Genomic DNA, 15,399 nt, shown 5'->3' with positions numbered 1-15,399 from the left:
TTTGTTCGCGCTTACTCGGGCTTGATGTTCCCGTCCTTGATGACCTGCTCCCAGCGGGCTTTTTCGGCGCGCACGAAGCTGTCGAACTGCCGCGTCGACCCGCCCGCCGCCGTACCGCCCTGCTGCGCCAGCTTCTGGCGCAGCGCGGGATCGGCCAGCGCCTTGTTGACGGCAGCGTTCAACGCCTGCACCACCGCGAGCGGCGTCCTGGATGAGACAAAGAGGCCGAGCCAGACCGAAACGTCGAAGTCGCGGTAACCGGATTCGGCCATGGTCGGCGTATCCGGGAGTTCCGGGGCACGCTGCCTGGTCGTGACGGCAAGCGCACGCAGCTTGCCGGCGCGCACCAGCGGCAGTGCGGTGATGAGGTTGTCCACCATGAAATCGACTTGCCCTGCCACCAGGTCAGTCAGCGCCGGCGATGCGCCCCGATAGATCACGTCGACGGCGGTAATGCCGGCGCGCTGCTTCAGCAGGTCCCCGGCGAGATGACCGGAAGAACCGCTCGTCGACACGGCCATGGACAAGCCGTTGGGGCGCGTCTTGGCATAAGCCGCCAGCTCGGCAATGGTCTTGACCGGCAGTTTCGGGTTGACCACCACGACGTCCGGCATCGTCAGCACATGCGCCACCGGTGCAAAGTCCTCGAACTTGTAAGGCAACTTGTCGTGCAACGCGTAGTTGGCCGCGTTGGGGCCAAGGCTGCCCATCACCAGCGTGTGGCCGTCCGGTTCCGCGCGCAGCATGGCCTGCATCCCGATCACGCCACCCGCGCCCGGCAGGTTCTCCACGACGACGGGCTGCCCCAGTTGCTCAGACAGTGTCTTGCCGAGCAGGCGGCTGGTCAGGTCAAGGATGCCGCCGGGCGAACTGGGCGCGATCAGGCGCAGAGGACGTTTGGCCTGGAAGGTCTCGGGGGACGGGTTGGCGAATGCGAGGCCCGAGGTGGACACGACAGCAAGGCAGGCTAGCGCCTGGCAAAGAAAACGCCGCTTCATGGTTGTCTCCTGTTTGATTTTTTCGGACAATCATGTCCGCCTAGCGGTCATTGTCGCCCGTTTTTTCGAACTTTACGTCCGGCCTTGCTACAATGTCAACCTGAAATCAGACCTCGCACAGACATGACTACTACCGACAACGATGGCTTCGTACGCTCTTTTGCTCGCGGATTGGCCGTTATCCACGCACTCGGGCGCAGCGGCACGCACACCGTTGCCAGCATCACGGCATCCACTGGCCTGCCGCGGACCGTGGTGCGCCGGATCCTGCTCACGCTGTGCGAGCTGGGCTACGCGGCGGAATCCGAAACGCGGGGTTTTCGCCTGACGCCGAAGATCCTCACCCTCGGCATGACCTACCTGACTTCGCTGCCCTTCTGGGGCCACGCCCAGCGCGCGCTGGAAACCCTTTGGACGCAGGTCACTGAGTCGTGCGGTATGTGTGTGTTCGACGGGCACGATGCGGTGTACGTCCTGCGCATTCCGTCGCTGAAGATCCGCTCACTGGGACTTGGCGTGGGCAGCCATGTGCCGGCCTTCGCCACGGCACCGGGCCGGGCGGTGCTGGGCTTCCAGACCACGGAATTTCTCTCGCATTTTCTCGACGAGGCCTCCCTGCGCGCCTACACGGACCGCACCGTGCACGACAAGGCGGCATTGCTTGAAGCGCTCGCTGCCGTGCGCCGGGATGGCTATGCGTGGGTGGATGGAGAATTCGACCAGCACATCGCAGGCCTGGCAGTGCCGGTGCGCGACGAACACCACAACGTGGTGGCATCGATCAGCGTCAACCTGCCCTCGGGCGAAGTCACGCGGGAGGAAGCGGTGAAGCGCTTCCTCCCGCCCTTGCGGGCCGCTGCCGAACAGTTGACCGGCCTGGCGCCGGCATTCCTGAATCCGGTCGTGGTGCCCGCGCAGCGTGAAGCAGCGGTCAGCATGCAACCTTGAGCAAGGCTGCATGCCAGCGAACGCCTACTTCCAGTGTTGCTTGCGAAGTTCGTGCTTGAGCACCTTGCCGACGCTCGACAACGGCAGCGCCTCCACGAATTCGACGCTGCGGGGGACTTTGTAGCTGGCAATGCGTTCGCGGCAGTGGGACTGGAGCGACTCGAAGGTTGCACTGGTGCCCTGCCTGAGCACGATGACCGCATGCACGGATTCGCCCCATTTTTCGTGTGGCACGCCAATGACTGCCGACTGCGCGACCGCAGGATGACTCGCCAGCGCCGCCTCGACCTCCGCCGAGTAGACGTTTTCACCGCCCGAGATGATCATGTCCTTGATGCGGTCGCACAGGAACACGAAGCCGTCCTCATCCATGTAGCCGCCGTCACCGGTATGCATCCAGCCGTTACGGACGGCTGCAGCGGTCTGCTCGGGCTGGTTCCAGTAGCCCAGCATCACGCCGGGGCCGCGCACCGCGATCTCGCCGACCATGCCGCGCGGCACCTCGTTGCCCTCAGGATCGACGATCCTGACCTCAGTGGTGAACGCCGGCAGGCCGACCGAACGCATGCGGCCGTTGGCCAGCGATTCCTCGTTGTGGTACTCCGGCCCCAGCAAGGTCGCCACTGGCGACAGCTCGGTCATCCCATAGCCCTGGCTGAAACCGGCCTTCGGGAATGCGATGCGTGCGCGCTGCAGCAGCGTCAGCGACATCGGCGACGCGCCATAGCGCAGCGCGCGCAGCGACGAGACATCCGGCGCCGCAGCACGCTCCGGATGCTGGTCGAGCCAGTCCAGGCACATCTGGATCATGGTCGGCGCCAGCAGCAGGTCTGTGACCTGGTCTCGCGAGACGGCTTGCATGACGCGACCCGGGTCGAACGCGTCCATCGGGACGTGCGTGCCGTTGGCCAGGAATACAGTGTTGATCGCAGACAGGCACGCCAGGTGGAACATCGGCATGACATGCAACATGGTCCCGCCGAGGGTCGCCGTGCCGGCCATCAGGCCATTGCTCGCCGACGAAACCAGGTTGCCATGGCTCAGCATCACGCCCTTGGGAAAGCCCGTGGTGCCGCCGGTATAAAAGATGCCCGCAAGATCGCTGCCCCGGCGCAGACGGTCTTCCATCGGCTGGTTTTCCGCAATCAGCGCCTCGTACGAGATCATGCCCGGCGGCACCTCGCCGTCGCCGGCATAGATGACGTGTCGCAGGCCCTTGCTGTCCGCGGCCACCGTGGCGGCCACGGTCTTGAACGTGTCCTCGACGATCAGCACCGATGTTCCCGAATCCTCGAACGAGTAGAGGATCTCCGCCGCGCTCCAGCGGATGTTGACCGGGTTCAGCACGGCGCCGGCCCAGGGCACGGCCATGTAGTACTCGATATAGCGCGCCGAGTTGAGCGAGAACATCGCGACGCGGTCGCCGTCCCTGACACCCAGCTTGCGCAGGCCTGCGGCCAGCCGCGCGACGCGCTCCCCCAGCGCGGCAAAGGTCAAGCTGCGGCCCATGTAGCGCACCGCTTCGGCATTGGGTCGCTGCTGCATGGAACGGTGCAGCGCCTGAGTCATGTACATGTCTGGGTCTCCGTCATCCGCCGCATGCCCTGGCGGTGCAGGCCGCTGCGTCCGCAGGGACGCCGGCCATCTGTTTTTGTCGCCGCCAGATGGCCCCGCCCCACAGGTTGGTGGGCAGGCTGGCGGCTTTAGGCTGCCAGCTCAGAAGTTGGCGCCGGGGCCACCGCCGCAGTAGAGCACCTGTCCCGACAGGAAGTTCGACTCCGGCGTGCACAGCAGGTACACCGCGCCCGCCGCTTCTTCCGCCTTGCCGGGACGGCCCAGCGGGATCACACGGCTGGCGTTGTCCAGCATCGCCTGCTGCACCCCGACCTTGATCTCGCGGCCCTCGATGCTGACCGTCTTCGACTGGTCGCCGGCCAGCGCCTGCGTCAGCCGCGTCTCGATCAGGCCAAACGCGACGGCGTTGACATTGACCTTCAGGCGCCCCCATTCCTTGGCCAGGGTCTTGGTCATGCCGAGAATACCGGCCTTGGCCGTCGAATAGTTCGACTGGCCGGCATTGCCGCCGGCAGCACCCGACGAGATGTTCACGATCTTGCGGAACACCTCGCGGCCCTCGGCCGCCTCGGCCTTGGCGGCGGCCGAGATCACCGGCTGGGCGGCTCGCAAGATGCGGAACGGGGCAGTCAGGTGGCAGTCGATGATGGCGTACCACTGCTCGTCGGTCATCTTCTGGATCACGTTGTCCCAGGTGTAGCCGGCGTTGTTGACGATGATGTCGATGCCCTTGAAGTGCTTCACCGCGGTGCCCACCAGGCGATCGGCAAAATCGGGGGCGGTCACGCTGCCGGCACAGGCCACGGCCTCGCCGCCTTGCGACCTGATCAGTTCGACGACTTCGTGGGCCGGGTCGGCGTCGAGGTCGTTCACCACCACGCGGGCGCCTTCGGACGCCAGCTTCAGTGCCACTTCACGGCCAATGCCACGGCCCGAGCCGGTAACGATGGCGGACTTGCCTGCGAGTTTGCTCATGGTGTCTTTTCCTTGCTACAGATATGGTTGTCCGGATTCAGCTCAGCGCGACGATGGCTTCGCCCAGCAGCTTGTCTTCGCCGTACTGGTTGGTGGCCCTGATCGCGACCTTGACTCGCTTTTCGCCGTCGGCTTCCAGCTTCTCGACGATTTCACCGGTGCAGGTCGGCTGGTTGCCAAGGTGCGTGATGCCGGTGAAGCGAATCGCCACGCCGCGCAGTGCGGTCTGCGGGACCCAGCCGGTCAGCAGGCGCCCGAGGTAGGCCGCCGACAGCATGCCGTGGGCGAACACGTCCGGCATGCGCGACTTGCGGGCGAAGTCGATATCGATGTGGATCGGGTTATGGTCACCAGACGCGCCGGCATACAGCGCCAGCGTGGTGCGGTTGATCGCCGGCAGCGTCAGCGCGGGCAGCTTGTCGCCAACTTTCACATCGGCAGAACGGGGGGCTTGCATGTCTCTGTTCTCCTTCTGCACGATCAGCCGCGGCGTTCCACGAGGGTGCCGCGCATGTCGGCGACGTGTTCGCCGTGCTGGTTGGTCACGCGGGTGCTGGTGACGACGAAGTGCAGCGCGCCGCCCTTCTTGTCGTAGACGTCGCTGACCGTTGTGTCGAAGTGCAGCGTGTCGCCGGCGTAGGCCATGCGGTGATAGTCGAAGGCCTGCTCCGCGTGCAGGATGCGGCCGAGGTCCAGCTGCAGCAGCTTCATGCGGTCGATCCCGGAAGCGGCCGTCACGTCGCTGTTCAGGCACATGAAGAATGTCGGCGGTACCGGCAGCGACCGGTGCCCCGCGTCGCGGGCGGCGGCTTCGTCGATATAGACGGGGTTCGTTTCGCCGGTTGCCTTGGCGAAGAAGCGCAGGCGCCCCTTCTCCACGTCAATGGAGCCCTTGCCAAGGTCCGTCCCAATCATGCTCTTGTCAGCCATCTGATCTCCTCTGGATTGTCCGGATCTTGTTCAGCCGCGGCCGTACAGCGTCACCACGCAGGCGCCGCCCAGGCCGAGGTTGTGCTGCAGCCCAAGCTGTGCTCCTTCCACCTGCGTCGGACCGGCGCTGCCGCGGATCTGCCGAGTCAGCTCGTAGCACTGCGCGAGGCCGGTGGCGCCCAGCGGGTGGCCCTTGGACAGCAGCCCACCCGACGGGTTGACCACGACCTTGCCGCCGTAGGTATTGTCACCGTCCAGCACCATCTTCTCGGCCTCGCCGGTCCTGGCGAAGCCCAGCGACTCATAGCTCAGCAGCTCGTTCTGCGCGAAGCAGTCGTGCAGTTCGCAGACCTGGATATCCGACGGGCCGACGCCGGCCTGCTCGTACACGGCCTGCGCGCCCGCCTCGGCCATATGGAAGCCCACCAGGCCGATCATCGACGGCGGCTCGAAGCTCGGGGCCACGTCGGTGGTCAGCGACTGGGCCAGGATGCGCACGTCGGTGCGCAGGTTGTGCTTCTTCGCGAAGGCTTCGGTGCAGACAATGGCAGCGGCGGCGCCGCAGGTCGGCGGGCAGGCCATAGAGCGGGTCATCACGCCGGGCCACATCACCTTCTCGGCCATCACGTCTGCTTCCGTGACGACGGTGCGGAACACGGCCAGCGGGTTGTTGGCAGCGTGGCGGCTGGCCTTGGCGCGGATCCTGGCGAAGGTCTCGAGCCTGGTGCCATAGCGCTGCATGTGCTCGCGGCCGGCGCCGCCGAACAGCGTCAGCGCGCGCGGCACGCCGGCCTCGACCGCGTCCTGCACCATCGGGGCAGCGATATTGGTGAACTCGACCATGGCCGCCTCGCGGTCAGTCCACGCGCTCTTCAGCGGGCCCGGCTGCATGAACTCGAAGCCCAGCGCCAGCGCGCATTCCACCGCGCCGCTCTCTACCGCCTGGCGCGCCAGGAACAAGGCCGATGAGCCGGTCGAGCAGTTGTTGTTGACGTTGACGATGGGGATGCCCGTCACGCCGACCTTGTACAGCGCCGCCTGGCCGCAGGTCGAATCGCCATACACGTAGCCAACGTAGCCCTGCTGGATCTTGTCGTACGAAAGGCCGGCATCCTCCAGCGCGAGCCGGGTGGCGTTGGCACCCATCACGGCGTATGGGTCGCTCTGGCCGGGCTTCTTGAACGGGATCATGCCGACGCCGGCAACTATCGCGTGCTTGGACATTGTCTTGTCTCCTTGGAAAGGGGGGGCGAGTTACAGCTTGCGCGAGATCAGCTCGCGCATGACCTCGTTGGAACCGCCGTAGACGCGCGCGACGCGCGTGTCGACGAAAGCGCGGGCGATCGGATATTCGAGCATGTAGCCGTAGCCGCCGTGCAGCTGCACCATATCGTCGATACACTTCCACAGGACTTCCGTGGCATGCAGCTTGGCGATGGCGGCTTCCTCCGCCGTGAGGCGGCGGCGCATATGCTCGCCGAGGTAGTAATCCACCATCGTGCGCAGCGCCACTGACTGGGCCTTGACGTCGGCGAGCTTGAACCTGGTGTTCTGGAAGTCCCAGACGGTCTGCCCGAAGGCTTTGCGGTCCTTGACGTACTCGATGGTCTGCTCCAGCAGGCGCTCGAGCCTGGCGGCGGCGCTGATGGCAATGATGAAGCGCTCCTGCGCAAGGTCGTGCATCAGGTAGCCGAAGCCCTTGTTCTCCTCGCCCAGCAGATTGGTTGCCGGCACCCGGACGTTGTCGAAGAACAGCTCGGCGGTGTCCTGCGAGTGCATGCCAACCTTCTGCAGCTTGCGGCCGCGGCGGAATCCCTCACGGTTGGTCTCGACCATGATCAGGCTGATGCCCTTGGCCCCGGCCGACGGGTCGGTCTTGCAGACCACCATCACCATGTCGGAAATGAAGCCGTTGGAGATGAAGGTCTTGCTGCCGTTGATGACCCAGTCGTCGCCATCCCGCACGGCGGTGGTACGGCACGCCTTTACGTCCGAGCCGCCGCCGGGCTCGGTAATGGCGACCGCCAGCACCGTTTCGCCGGCGCAGACGCCTGGCAGCCATGCCTGCTTCTGCGCTTCGGTGCCCAGGCGGACGATATACGGCGCAACGATATCGGAGTGCAGTCCGAAAGAAATGCTGCAGCCGGTAAACGCCATTTCCTCGGCAATGATGGCGGCGTGGCCGAAGTCGCCGCCGCCACCGCCGTATTCCACCGGCAGCGCCGTGCATAGCAGGCCTTCGCGCCCGGCCTTGAGCCAGGTTTCGCGGTCAACGATGCCGTCCGCCCACCACTGCTCCTGTCGCGGCAGGCATTCGCGCTCCAGGAACCGGCGCACGGTGGTGCGGAACTGCTCATGATCTTCACGATAGACACGACGGACGACTTCCACGAAGACTTCTCCCTGTTCGGTGTTGGCCGAGGCTGGGCGGCTGGCATGCCGGGCCGGCCCGCGGTGAGCCAATGATGCGGGGCGAGCCCCTCCACCACCCCTCCCCGATTTGGGTAGTCTTCCCCCCTCCCCCTGCGGCGGTTACAGATGGGGCGTCAGCGTCACCTCGCGGAGACGAGCAGCACCTCGCCGTGGCGGCGCGATGCCTGTCGGCAAGCCGCGCCGGCCAAAGGCCGGAATATCCAAGGGAGAATGGGCGCACACGCGCCTGGCGTTTAGTGGCCGGATGGACGGCCGGAGGGACGGCCAGGCGCGTCGGCCTGCAGGTCGCGCAGCAACGCCACCGCTTCGTCACGGCCGGTCACACCCAGCTTGATGTAGATATTCTTCAGGTGCCACTTCACCGTCTCGGGCGAAACGGACAGGGTGCGCGCCACCATCTTGTTCGACATTGCCTGCGAGATCAGCTGCAGGACCTCGGCTTCGCGTTCACTAAGCGTCCTGATCGGCGCAGAGCGGCGCGTGGCGGCGGCCGGCGCCGCATGGGCGCGCCACCGCGCTGATGCCTCCTGCAGGCGTCTCGCATAGAAGGCCAGTACCGGCTCGAGCGCCTGCGCCTGCAGAAACTCGCCCATCAGCTTCATGCCCCCGTTGGCGGCGTCCAGCAGGCTGCGCACCATGCCGAACCGCTGTCCATAGCGCAGGGCCTCGCACAGGTGATGCTGCGCGGCGCGGGCATTGCCGCGCCCCTGCTCGGCAACGGCGCACTGCATCAGCACAATGGCAATGTGCCGGCCGCGCGAGGCCAGCTGCACGCTGTCCAGCAGGGGCTTCAGGCGCGTCATGGCACCGTCGTAGTCATGGCGGTGCAGGCACAATCCGCTGCAGGCCAGGCTCGCGGCGACGTTGATCTCCCACGTTGCAGAGCGGCATGCGCTGTCCGGGCAGAGCTTGCGGGCACGGGTCACGGTGGCCTCGGCCTGGTCGATCTCGCCCTCCTGCAACAGCCAGCGCGAACGGACGCCAAGTGCGATCACCAGCAGGCGATCGAGGCGGTGCTGCACGGCGTAGTCTTCGAGACGGTCGAGGTAGGCCGCGGCCTCCAGTCGCCTGCCCGCGACACGGTGCGCCAGCGCGAGCGTCAGCAAGGCACGCAGCACCGCATCGGGAACGGAGACCGCCTCCAGTTGCTCGATCCGCTTCTCCAGCAGTTCGCAGACCGCATCGATTTCATTGAGTTCGTACAGGGTCTCGCTCAGCAGCACCGCTGCCATGTGCGCGGCGCCCACATACACGCCGCCGAGCTGCTCAGCCTCGCTCAGTACCTGGCGGAACACGGGCTCGGCCTGCAGGATCTTGCCTTCCATCGACAAGCTGAGGCCGGACAGGCAGCGTCCGACCAGGCCGCTGACCATGGCGCCGCCCTGCAGCGTGCTGTCGGCCAGCACCTGGCGCGCGCGCTCGTGCTCGCCGCGGTGCATGTGGACCCAGCCCATCACATTGCCGCGCGCGGTCAGCAGGAAGTCATCCGTGTCAGGGGGCACGCGTTCCAGCTCCGGCAACAAGGCCGCCGCCGCGTCAATGTCATCCTGCATCAGCGCCATGCCGCCCCGCAGCACCGTGACGGCGTAGCGCTCGCGTTCGCCCAGGGCGGCAGCTTGCGTCGCCAGCCGCCCGATCGCCTCGGCCGCTGCGTCGAGATGGCACGAGCGCAGGTCGATGTGCGCTTGCAGCATTTGCAGCGCAAAGCGCGACTCGACCTGCCTGGCGGGGAGCAAGCGCAGCAGGCTGGTAAGCCGGCCAAGACCGCCACGCGCCAGCAGTTCAGATGCGCGGGCCTGGATCGCATCCGCGGCGGCATCTTCCTCGCCGGCTAGCATCGCGTGCCGGACCGCTTCGTCAACGTATTCGCGCTGCGCGAACCAGCGCCAGGCAGCCGCGTGCAGCGCTTGCTGCTGCGCGTGGGGCATGGCCGCAACACGCGCAAGCAACACTTCGCGCAGCAAGGGGTGGAGACGGTACCAGCTCTCGTGGTCGTGGCCACTCACCTGAATCAGGAACAGATTGCTGCTGTCGAGCCTGACCAGCCGCGTGATCATCCGCGCCACCGCGCGCGGCTCGCCCACCAGCGTTGCGCACAAGTGCGCGCAGAAGCGGCTGCAAATGGCCACGCAGGTCAGCAGCTTCTGGTCGTCGGCGTCGAGCCGGCACAGCACCTCGCGCTCGAAATACCGGGCGAAGGCGCCCGCATCGCGCAGCGCAATGGGCGAGAAGCCGGTGCCGTGCTTGGCCTTGATATCCAGCGCGAACAGTTGCAGCCCGGCGACCCAGCCATCGGTCAGCTCATGCAGCCGCCGGGCATCGCGCGGGCTGATCTCGCCCAGTTGCTCGCGCAGGTAGGCCTCCGATTCCTCAAGGCTGAAGCGCAGGTCGCGCAAATCGATGACGGCAAGCAGCCCTTGCGACTGCATGCGCGCCAGTGACAGCGACAGCTGGCTACGCGAGCACAGCACCAGGTGCAGCTGCGGCGGCGCGTAGTCAAGCAGCCATTGCAGCGCCTGCCAGATGCGCGCGTCCTCGATATGGTGGAGGTCGTCAAGCATCAGGACCAGGTCGCGCGGCTGGCCGGCAATCGCCTCGATCAGCGTCACCAGCCAATGCTCTGCCCGCGAAGCATCGCTGCCGTCCCCGGTCAGATCGGCGGCTTTGGCCGCGATATCGGCATCAACCAGCGGAATGCTGGCAAGCAGGCAGTCGAAGAAGCGCGCCGGGTCATTGTCCTCTTCCGCCACCGACAGCCAAGCAACTTCAAAGCCAACCGAAACCAGCGCCTTGCGCCAGGTCACGAGCGTCGAGGTCTTTCCGCATCCGGCCGGCCCCTGGACCACCACACAACGCCGATGCCGCGCTTCGAGCAGGCGTTCGGCCAACGCATCGCGGACCAACGGCCGCCGTGCAAGTCGCGGGGGCACCAGCTTGGTACCGGCAATCGGCTCGAAAGGATGCGAAGACATGTGTGGGTCGCGCCGGTCTGATCACTCCGGCAGCGCTTTGCATTGGGAACGAAGCATTATAGGGCTGTGGTCTGCGGGGGAGCCATCAGGAGGATTGCGGTGGCATCGTCCGCATAGCCTACGCAGCGCAGGTGCGTACTCCAGTGCATCGCGCTCCAGGCCGAGCCGCGCCGTGCGGGCCTAAGGGGTCCGGGCCTCCGCAAGAAAACCCCTCGCTTTCACAGCAGCCGCTCCGCCTCCTCGATCAGGGCGGTGGGCGACAGCATGTCGCCACGCGCGAAACGCACCAGTGCGATGGATCGCACCAGCGGCGGATCGCCCGGGACGTGGGCTGTGAGCAGGTCGATGTCTTGTGCCGGCCCCGCGCTGTCCGCCGCGAGCAGCACGTTCATGGCACTAAGCCGCAAGTGTCTTTGCTCGATGGAAAAGCAGGAGCGTGCGTCCGCCAGGACCTCCGCCAGGCATTCCAGCTGACGGTCAAGCGCCCCGGTTTCGGGGCCGAGCTGCGCAAGTTCCTGCTCGTTCACGGCAATCTGTTCGCTCAGGCCGGTCTGCTCGCCGGGACTTGCGTCGGCATCGCCGCCGAGCACCGAACGCATGCCGGTGCCTTGCTGCTGGAGCAGGCGCAGGCGCGCCACCAGCAGCGCCTGCTCGCGCGCGAGCACGTCGCGGCGTGACTTGCCGGCAGCGAAACGGGCGAGACCCTCCATGCTGAACTGATCGAACATGCGCCGGACAATTTCCTCGCGCAGCGCGGCCTCGCTGCGAGCGATGATCCTGACCTTGTGATCGCCGAAACTGACGGTGGTTTGCGGCACTTCCGTGCGCATGACATCGCCTTCCAGCGCAACCCCGAGCGTGCGCCGCTCGGTCATCGCCATCCCCAGCACCGCAAACGCCTGCGGCGTATCGGGCCACTGTTCGAAGAACGCTCGCAGTTCAGGAGAGCGGCTGAAGGCCAGCTGCACGTCACGCGGCGTGCCGAAGAAGGCGTGAATATAGGGGTCTTCGCCCCATGCCTGCATGCTGGCCTCCCGCGGCGCGGGAAGAGCCTGGACCAGTTCGCGCACGTAGTCCTGCGCTTGCTCGAGCGCAGGCCGAAGCCGCTGCTGGTAGCGCGACACCAGCCGCAAGCGCGGATAGATCCGGGTCACGCGCTCGGCCAGCTCGGCAATCTCCTGCTTGCCGTGCGCATGGACTTGCGCATTGCGCCGGCGCAACCACCCCAGGAAACCCATCGGCATGCTCCCACCCGACGCCGCCTTACTCAGCGGGCCTGCTTGGGCGTGACAGAAATGGCAAGGGCTTCGGTGTAGACGGCCTGCACCTGGTCACCGCGTCGAACCGCCTTCAGTTGCTTCGGATCCTCGACATGCACGTCCACCGTCTTGCCCCTTGGCCCCTTGAGCGTCACCATGCCGGTCTTGGCGTTGACGGCCACCACATCGGCAGTGACCGTCACCTCGCGCCCGACCGTGCCGCCGGGCTTGGCGCCAGGAACGGCCCGGTCGGCGGTCTCGCGTTCGGTGCTGGAGCGCATGCCGCTCTGCTTGGCGAGAGCCACTGACAAGGCCTGCGTGTACTCGACGGTGACCATGTCGCCCACGCGGAGCTGCTCGAAGTTGCGCACGTCCTCGCCGACCTGTACGTCCGTGACCTTCCCCTGCTTGTTCTTGAGCGAAATGGTGCGCGTGGCGGCATCGATGGCCACCACCGTGGCAGTGGCCTTGACCGTGCCGGTGGTCCTGGTAGCCCCCACGCCCGACACCGTGTCCACGCGCGTCTCGGGCTGTGCCAGCACCGGAAGAGTTGCCACGGCGAGTGCCGCCGCCACGATTAGCTTGCTGGGATGCATGACTTACTCCTCGAGCCCCGTCTGGTGGCATGCCGTCGTTCGGCGGCGCCGGCACGACGCTGGCGCTTCTACCGGAAAGGTCTATAAACCATAGCATACGAACGGTTATTCGCCTGCCCCGCGCCCCTCACTCCACATTTGACGTCGGCGTTCACGGACTGGCCCCTGGTTCAGGTATTCGACTATCCACGCACGTGGGAGGCATGCCAATGCATCAACCCAAGATCGTCGTGGTCGGCGCAGGACTGGTTGGCGGCTCGGCGGCCCTGTTTGCGGCCGTGGCCATCCCGAGCGCGGAGGTGGTCATCATCGATGTTGCGCGAATCCGGGCCGAAGGGCAGGCGCTGGACCTCGCCCACTCCGCCGCATTCTGGGGAAACAATCGCTTCTACGCGGGCGACTACGACAACGCGCGCGACGCGGACGTCGTCGTCATCACCGCCGGCGTCGGCGTGAAACCAGGACAGACTCGCCTGGACCTGGCCAAGACCAATGCGGGCATTGCGGCGGAAATCGTGGATCGCATTGCGCCCCTGGCGCCGGATGCCATTTATGTCATCGCGACCAACCCTTGCGATGTGTTGGCCGGCGTCGTTCTTGACCGCCTGCGCTGCGCGCGGGAGCGCGTCATCAGCACCGGCACCTCGCTCGACACCGGACGACTGCGATCGCTGCTCTCCGAGCGGCTGGGCGTCGTGGCGCCGGGGATTCACGCCTACGTTGTCGGCGAACACGGCGAATCCGCAGTCATCGCATGGTCCTGCGCAACGGTCTCCGGCATGCCCCTCGAAACCTTCCTGTCCAGGACCGGCAAGGAGCTGGGGCCAGCCAGCCGCGATCTGATCCTACGCTCCGTGCACGAGGCGGCCAAGCTCATCAAGGAAGGCAAGGGCGCTACCCACTATGGCATCGCCAGTGCGATCGGGCGAATCTGCCAGGCCATCGTGCATAACGCCGACCTCATTCTCACGGTTGGCATCGTGCATCCCGAAGTCGAAGGCGTGCCAGAGGTGTGTTTGTCGCTGCCAATGGTGCTCAATGGCGGCGGAGCGCAGTTGCTGGCTTACCCGGAACTCAACCCCGCCGAGCGCGAGGGCCTGCGGCGCAGCGCGCGCATCGTCAAGGAGGCAACCGACAGCGTGCTGCTGGACCGGTAGGGACATCGCGCACGCTCCGGAGTACCGAACCACGCCGCCGCCAGGAGGCTGATCATGGATGTATCGCCCGCCAAGGCTCCACCGCCTGCAAGCTCCCCGGCCACGAAACCAGCGGCCCCCGCAGGGCATCTCAAAGATCTCTGGAGATTTCTAGTCCCGGTGGGAATCGGCATCGTGCTCTGGTTCCTGCCGGCGCCGGCCGGCCTGGAGGTGAAGGCGTGGCACATGTTCGCGGTATTTGTCGCCACCATCGCCGGCATCATGACCGCTCCCCTGCCGATGGCGGCCGTCGCCATCATCGGCGCCACGGCAGGCGTGCTTGCTGGTGTCGTGTCCTTTGCCGACGTCACCAAATCCACGGGCACGGACCTGGTCTGGCTGGTGATGCTCGCCTTCTTCATTTCCCGAGGCGTGATCAAGACCGGGCTGGGGCGCCGCATTGCACTGCTGTTCATGCGGCTGCTGGGCAAGCGAACCGTGGGACTTGGTTATGGGCTGGCCCTGACCGAACTCATGATCTCGCCCGCCATGCCAAGCATCACCGCCCGCGCCGGCGGGGTGATGCTGCCGATTACCAAGGCGATCGCGGAAGTCCTCGGCAGCCATGCCGATGACCCGGAATCCCGCGGCAAGGTGGGAAGCTATCTGATCCTCTGCGCCTTCCACGCGAACATCATTACCGCAGGCATGTTCATCACGGCGATGGCTGGCAATCCCCTTGCGGTCAAGCTGGCCGCGGACCAGGGCGTCTCGATCAGCTGGCTCGACTGGGCGGTGGCCGCATCGGTTCCCGGCCTGGTGTGCCTGGCCATCATTCCGGTCGCGATGCTGTGGATTGTCCAGCCGCAGATCCGCCAGACCCCCGATGCAACGGCCCTGGCCCAAAGGGAACTCGTCGCCCTGGGTCCCATCTCCGCCAAGGAAATCATCATGGCGGCAATTTTCCTTGGCTTGCTGGTGCTCTGGATTTTCGGTGAGGACCTGGCCATCGGCGCAACGCTGGCGGCGGCTCTCGGCGTCTCGCTGCTGTTCATCACCGGCGTGCTGACCTGGGAGGATGCCCTGAACGAGAAGTCCGCCTGGGACACCATGATCTGGATCGGCCTGCTGATCATGCTGGCCTCCAAGCTCAATGAGTACGGCATGGTTGCCTGGTTCGGGAAGGAGTTCGGGGCACACCTAGAGGGCTTCCACAGGCTGGCCGTCTATATGCTGGTGGCGGCGATCTATTGCTACGTTCACTACTTCTTCGCCAGCGCCACGGCGCATATCAGCGCGCTCTTCCCGCTATCCATGGCGCTGATGGTCGCGGCCGGTATCCCGCCGTTCACCGCGGCAGTCGCCCTCGGCGTCCTGAGCAATGTCAATGGTTGCCTGACCCAATATGGCATCGGCTCCGGACCGGTCATGTTCGGCGCGGGCTACGTTACCCAGGGGGAATGGTGGAAGGCTGGCTTTCTGATGAGCCTGATCTACATGTTCGTCTGGCTGGTGATAGGCCCGCTTTGGTGGCAGTTCCTCGGGCACGTCTGACACCGCATCGGGCAAGAAAATGA

General features: G+C 65.9%; 13 protein-coding genes. 3 read left to right on the top strand and 10 right to left on the bottom strand.

Annotated elements, in window-relative coordinates; translation table 11 throughout:
- Positions 1-11 precede the first annotated feature (11 nt).
- Positions 12-998 carry a tripartite tricarboxylate transporter substrate binding protein gene (locus CF68_RS29060; protein ID WP_035825795.1) on the bottom strand — a complete coding sequence of 329 codons (987 nt, stop codon included), beginning with the start codon at positions 996-998 and terminating at the stop codon, positions 12-14.
- A gap of 123 nt (positions 999-1,121) precedes the next feature.
- On the opposite strand from CF68_RS29060, the gene CF68_RS29055 reads away from it, so the two are divergent.
- Positions 1,122-1,946: an IclR family transcriptional regulator C-terminal domain-containing protein gene (locus CF68_RS29055; protein ID WP_035825793.1), complete on the top strand. Its 825-nt coding sequence runs from the start codon at positions 1,122-1,124 to the stop codon at positions 1,944-1,946.
- A gap of 24 nt (positions 1,947-1,970) precedes the next feature.
- Here the strand turns inward: CF68_RS29055 and CF68_RS29050 are convergent, their stop codons facing one another.
- From CF68_RS29050 to CF68_RS29010, 9 genes are all read right to left on the bottom strand, one after another.
- On the bottom strand, positions 1,971-3,521 hold the full coding sequence (locus CF68_RS29050) for a long-chain fatty acid--CoA ligase (protein WP_035825790.1): 1,551 nt from the start codon (positions 3,519-3,521) through the stop codon (positions 1,971-1,973).
- Positions 3,522-3,662: 141 nt separating this feature from the next.
- Positions 3,663-4,496 (bottom strand): SDR family NAD(P)-dependent oxidoreductase, encoded by an 834-nt coding sequence (locus CF68_RS29045; RefSeq protein ID WP_035825787.1) that lies wholly within the window; start codon positions 4,494-4,496, stop codon positions 3,663-3,665.
- Positions 4,497-4,533: 37 nt separating this feature from the next.
- Positions 4,534-4,953, bottom strand: coding sequence for a MaoC family dehydratase (locus CF68_RS29040; RefSeq protein ID WP_035825784.1), 420 nt, complete (start codon positions 4,951-4,953; stop codon positions 4,534-4,536).
- A 23-nt stretch (positions 4,954-4,976) separates the two neighbouring features.
- The gene (locus CF68_RS29035; protein WP_035825782.1) at positions 4,977-5,426 is read right to left on the bottom strand and encodes a MaoC family dehydratase N-terminal domain-containing protein; all 450 of its coding nucleotides are present in this window, start codon (positions 5,424-5,426) and stop codon (positions 4,977-4,979) included.
- Positions 5,427-5,456: 30 nt separating this feature from the next.
- Entirely contained in the window at positions 5,457-6,650 is a 1,194-nt protein-coding gene (locus tag CF68_RS29030) for a lipid-transfer protein (RefSeq protein WP_035825781.1), read from the bottom strand.
- 30 nt (positions 6,651-6,680) lie between these two features.
- Positions 6,681-7,817 (bottom strand): acyl-CoA dehydrogenase family protein, encoded by a 1,137-nt coding sequence (locus CF68_RS29025; RefSeq protein WP_035825872.1) that lies wholly within the window; start codon positions 7,815-7,817, stop codon positions 6,681-6,683.
- A 275-nt stretch (positions 7,818-8,092) separates the two neighbouring features.
- Entirely contained in the window at positions 8,093-10,831 is a 2,739-nt protein-coding gene (locus tag CF68_RS29020; RefSeq protein ID WP_051591740.1) for a LuxR C-terminal-related transcriptional regulator, read from the bottom strand.
- Positions 10,832-11,049: 218 nt separating this feature from the next.
- Complete coding sequence (locus CF68_RS29015; RefSeq protein ID WP_035825779.1) at positions 11,050-12,069, bottom strand: hypothetical protein; 1,020 nt, start codon at positions 12,067-12,069, stop codon at positions 11,050-11,052.
- 29 nt (positions 12,070-12,098) lie between these two features.
- Positions 12,099-12,686, bottom strand: coding sequence for a hypothetical protein (locus CF68_RS29010; RefSeq protein ID WP_035825777.1), 588 nt, complete (start codon positions 12,684-12,686; stop codon positions 12,099-12,101).
- Between the two features lie 209 nt (positions 12,687-12,895).
- Here CF68_RS29010 and CF68_RS29005 point away from each other — a divergent pair, with 209 nt between their 5' ends.
- Both CF68_RS29005 and CF68_RS29000 read left to right on the top strand, forming a co-directional pair.
- On the top strand, positions 12,896-13,843 hold the full coding sequence (locus CF68_RS29005; protein ID WP_035825775.1) for a lactate dehydrogenase: 948 nt from the start codon (positions 12,896-12,898) through the stop codon (positions 13,841-13,843).
- Positions 13,844-13,897: 54 nt separating this feature from the next.
- Positions 13,898-15,376, top strand: coding sequence for a DASS family sodium-coupled anion symporter (locus tag CF68_RS29000; protein WP_035825773.1), 1,479 nt, complete (start codon positions 13,898-13,900; stop codon positions 15,374-15,376).
- Positions 15,377-15,399: the final 23 nt, after the last annotated feature.

Source organism: Cupriavidus sp. SK-4, assembly GCF_000611125.1.
In the GTDB taxonomy this organism is placed as follows: Bacteria; Pseudomonadota; Gammaproteobacteria; order Burkholderiales; family Burkholderiaceae; genus Cupriavidus; species Cupriavidus necator.
This window is presented reverse-complemented; position numbering and strand designations above follow the sequence as displayed.

Excerpts from the sequence above, each read along its gene's own strand:
- CF68_RS29005 (WP_035825775.1), top strand. The coding sequence starts at position 12,896 with ATGCATCAACCCAAGATCGTCGTGGTCGGCGCAGGACTGGTTGGCGGC.
- CF68_RS29045 (WP_035825787.1), bottom strand. The coding sequence starts at position 4,496 with ATGAGCAAACTCGCAGGCAAGTCCGCCATCGTTACCGGCTCGGGCCGT.
- CF68_RS29010 (WP_035825777.1), bottom strand. The coding sequence starts at position 12,686 with ATGCATCCCAGCAAGCTAATCGTGGCGGCGGCACTCGCCGTGGCAACT.
- CF68_RS29030 (WP_035825781.1), bottom strand. The coding sequence starts at position 6,650 with ATGTCCAAGCACGCGATAGTTGCCGGCGTCGGCATGATCCCGTTCAAG.
- CF68_RS29060 (WP_035825795.1), bottom strand. The coding sequence starts at position 998 with ATGAAGCGGCGTTTTCTTTGCCAGGCGCTAGCCTGCCTTGCTGTCGTG.
- CF68_RS29055 (WP_035825793.1), top strand. The coding sequence starts at position 1,122 with ATGACTACTACCGACAACGATGGCTTCGTACGCTCTTTTGCTCGCGGA.
- CF68_RS29015 (WP_035825779.1), bottom strand. The coding sequence starts at position 12,069 with ATGGGTTTCCTGGGGTGGTTGCGCCGGCGCAATGCGCAAGTCCATGCG.
- CF68_RS29040 (WP_035825784.1), bottom strand. The coding sequence starts at position 4,953 with ATGCAAGCCCCCCGTTCTGCCGATGTGAAAGTTGGCGACAAGCTGCCC.
- CF68_RS29000 (WP_035825773.1), top strand. The coding sequence starts at position 13,898 with ATGGATGTATCGCCCGCCAAGGCTCCACCGCCTGCAAGCTCCCCGGCC.
- CF68_RS29035 (WP_035825782.1), bottom strand. The coding sequence starts at position 5,426 with ATGGCTGACAAGAGCATGATTGGGACGGACCTTGGCAAGGGCTCCATT.
- CF68_RS29050 (WP_035825790.1), bottom strand. The coding sequence starts at position 3,521 with ATGTACATGACTCAGGCGCTGCACCGTTCCATGCAGCAGCGACCCAAT.
- CF68_RS29020 (WP_051591740.1), bottom strand. The coding sequence starts at position 10,831 with ATGTCTTCGCATCCTTTCGAGCCGATTGCCGGTACCAAGCTGGTGCCC.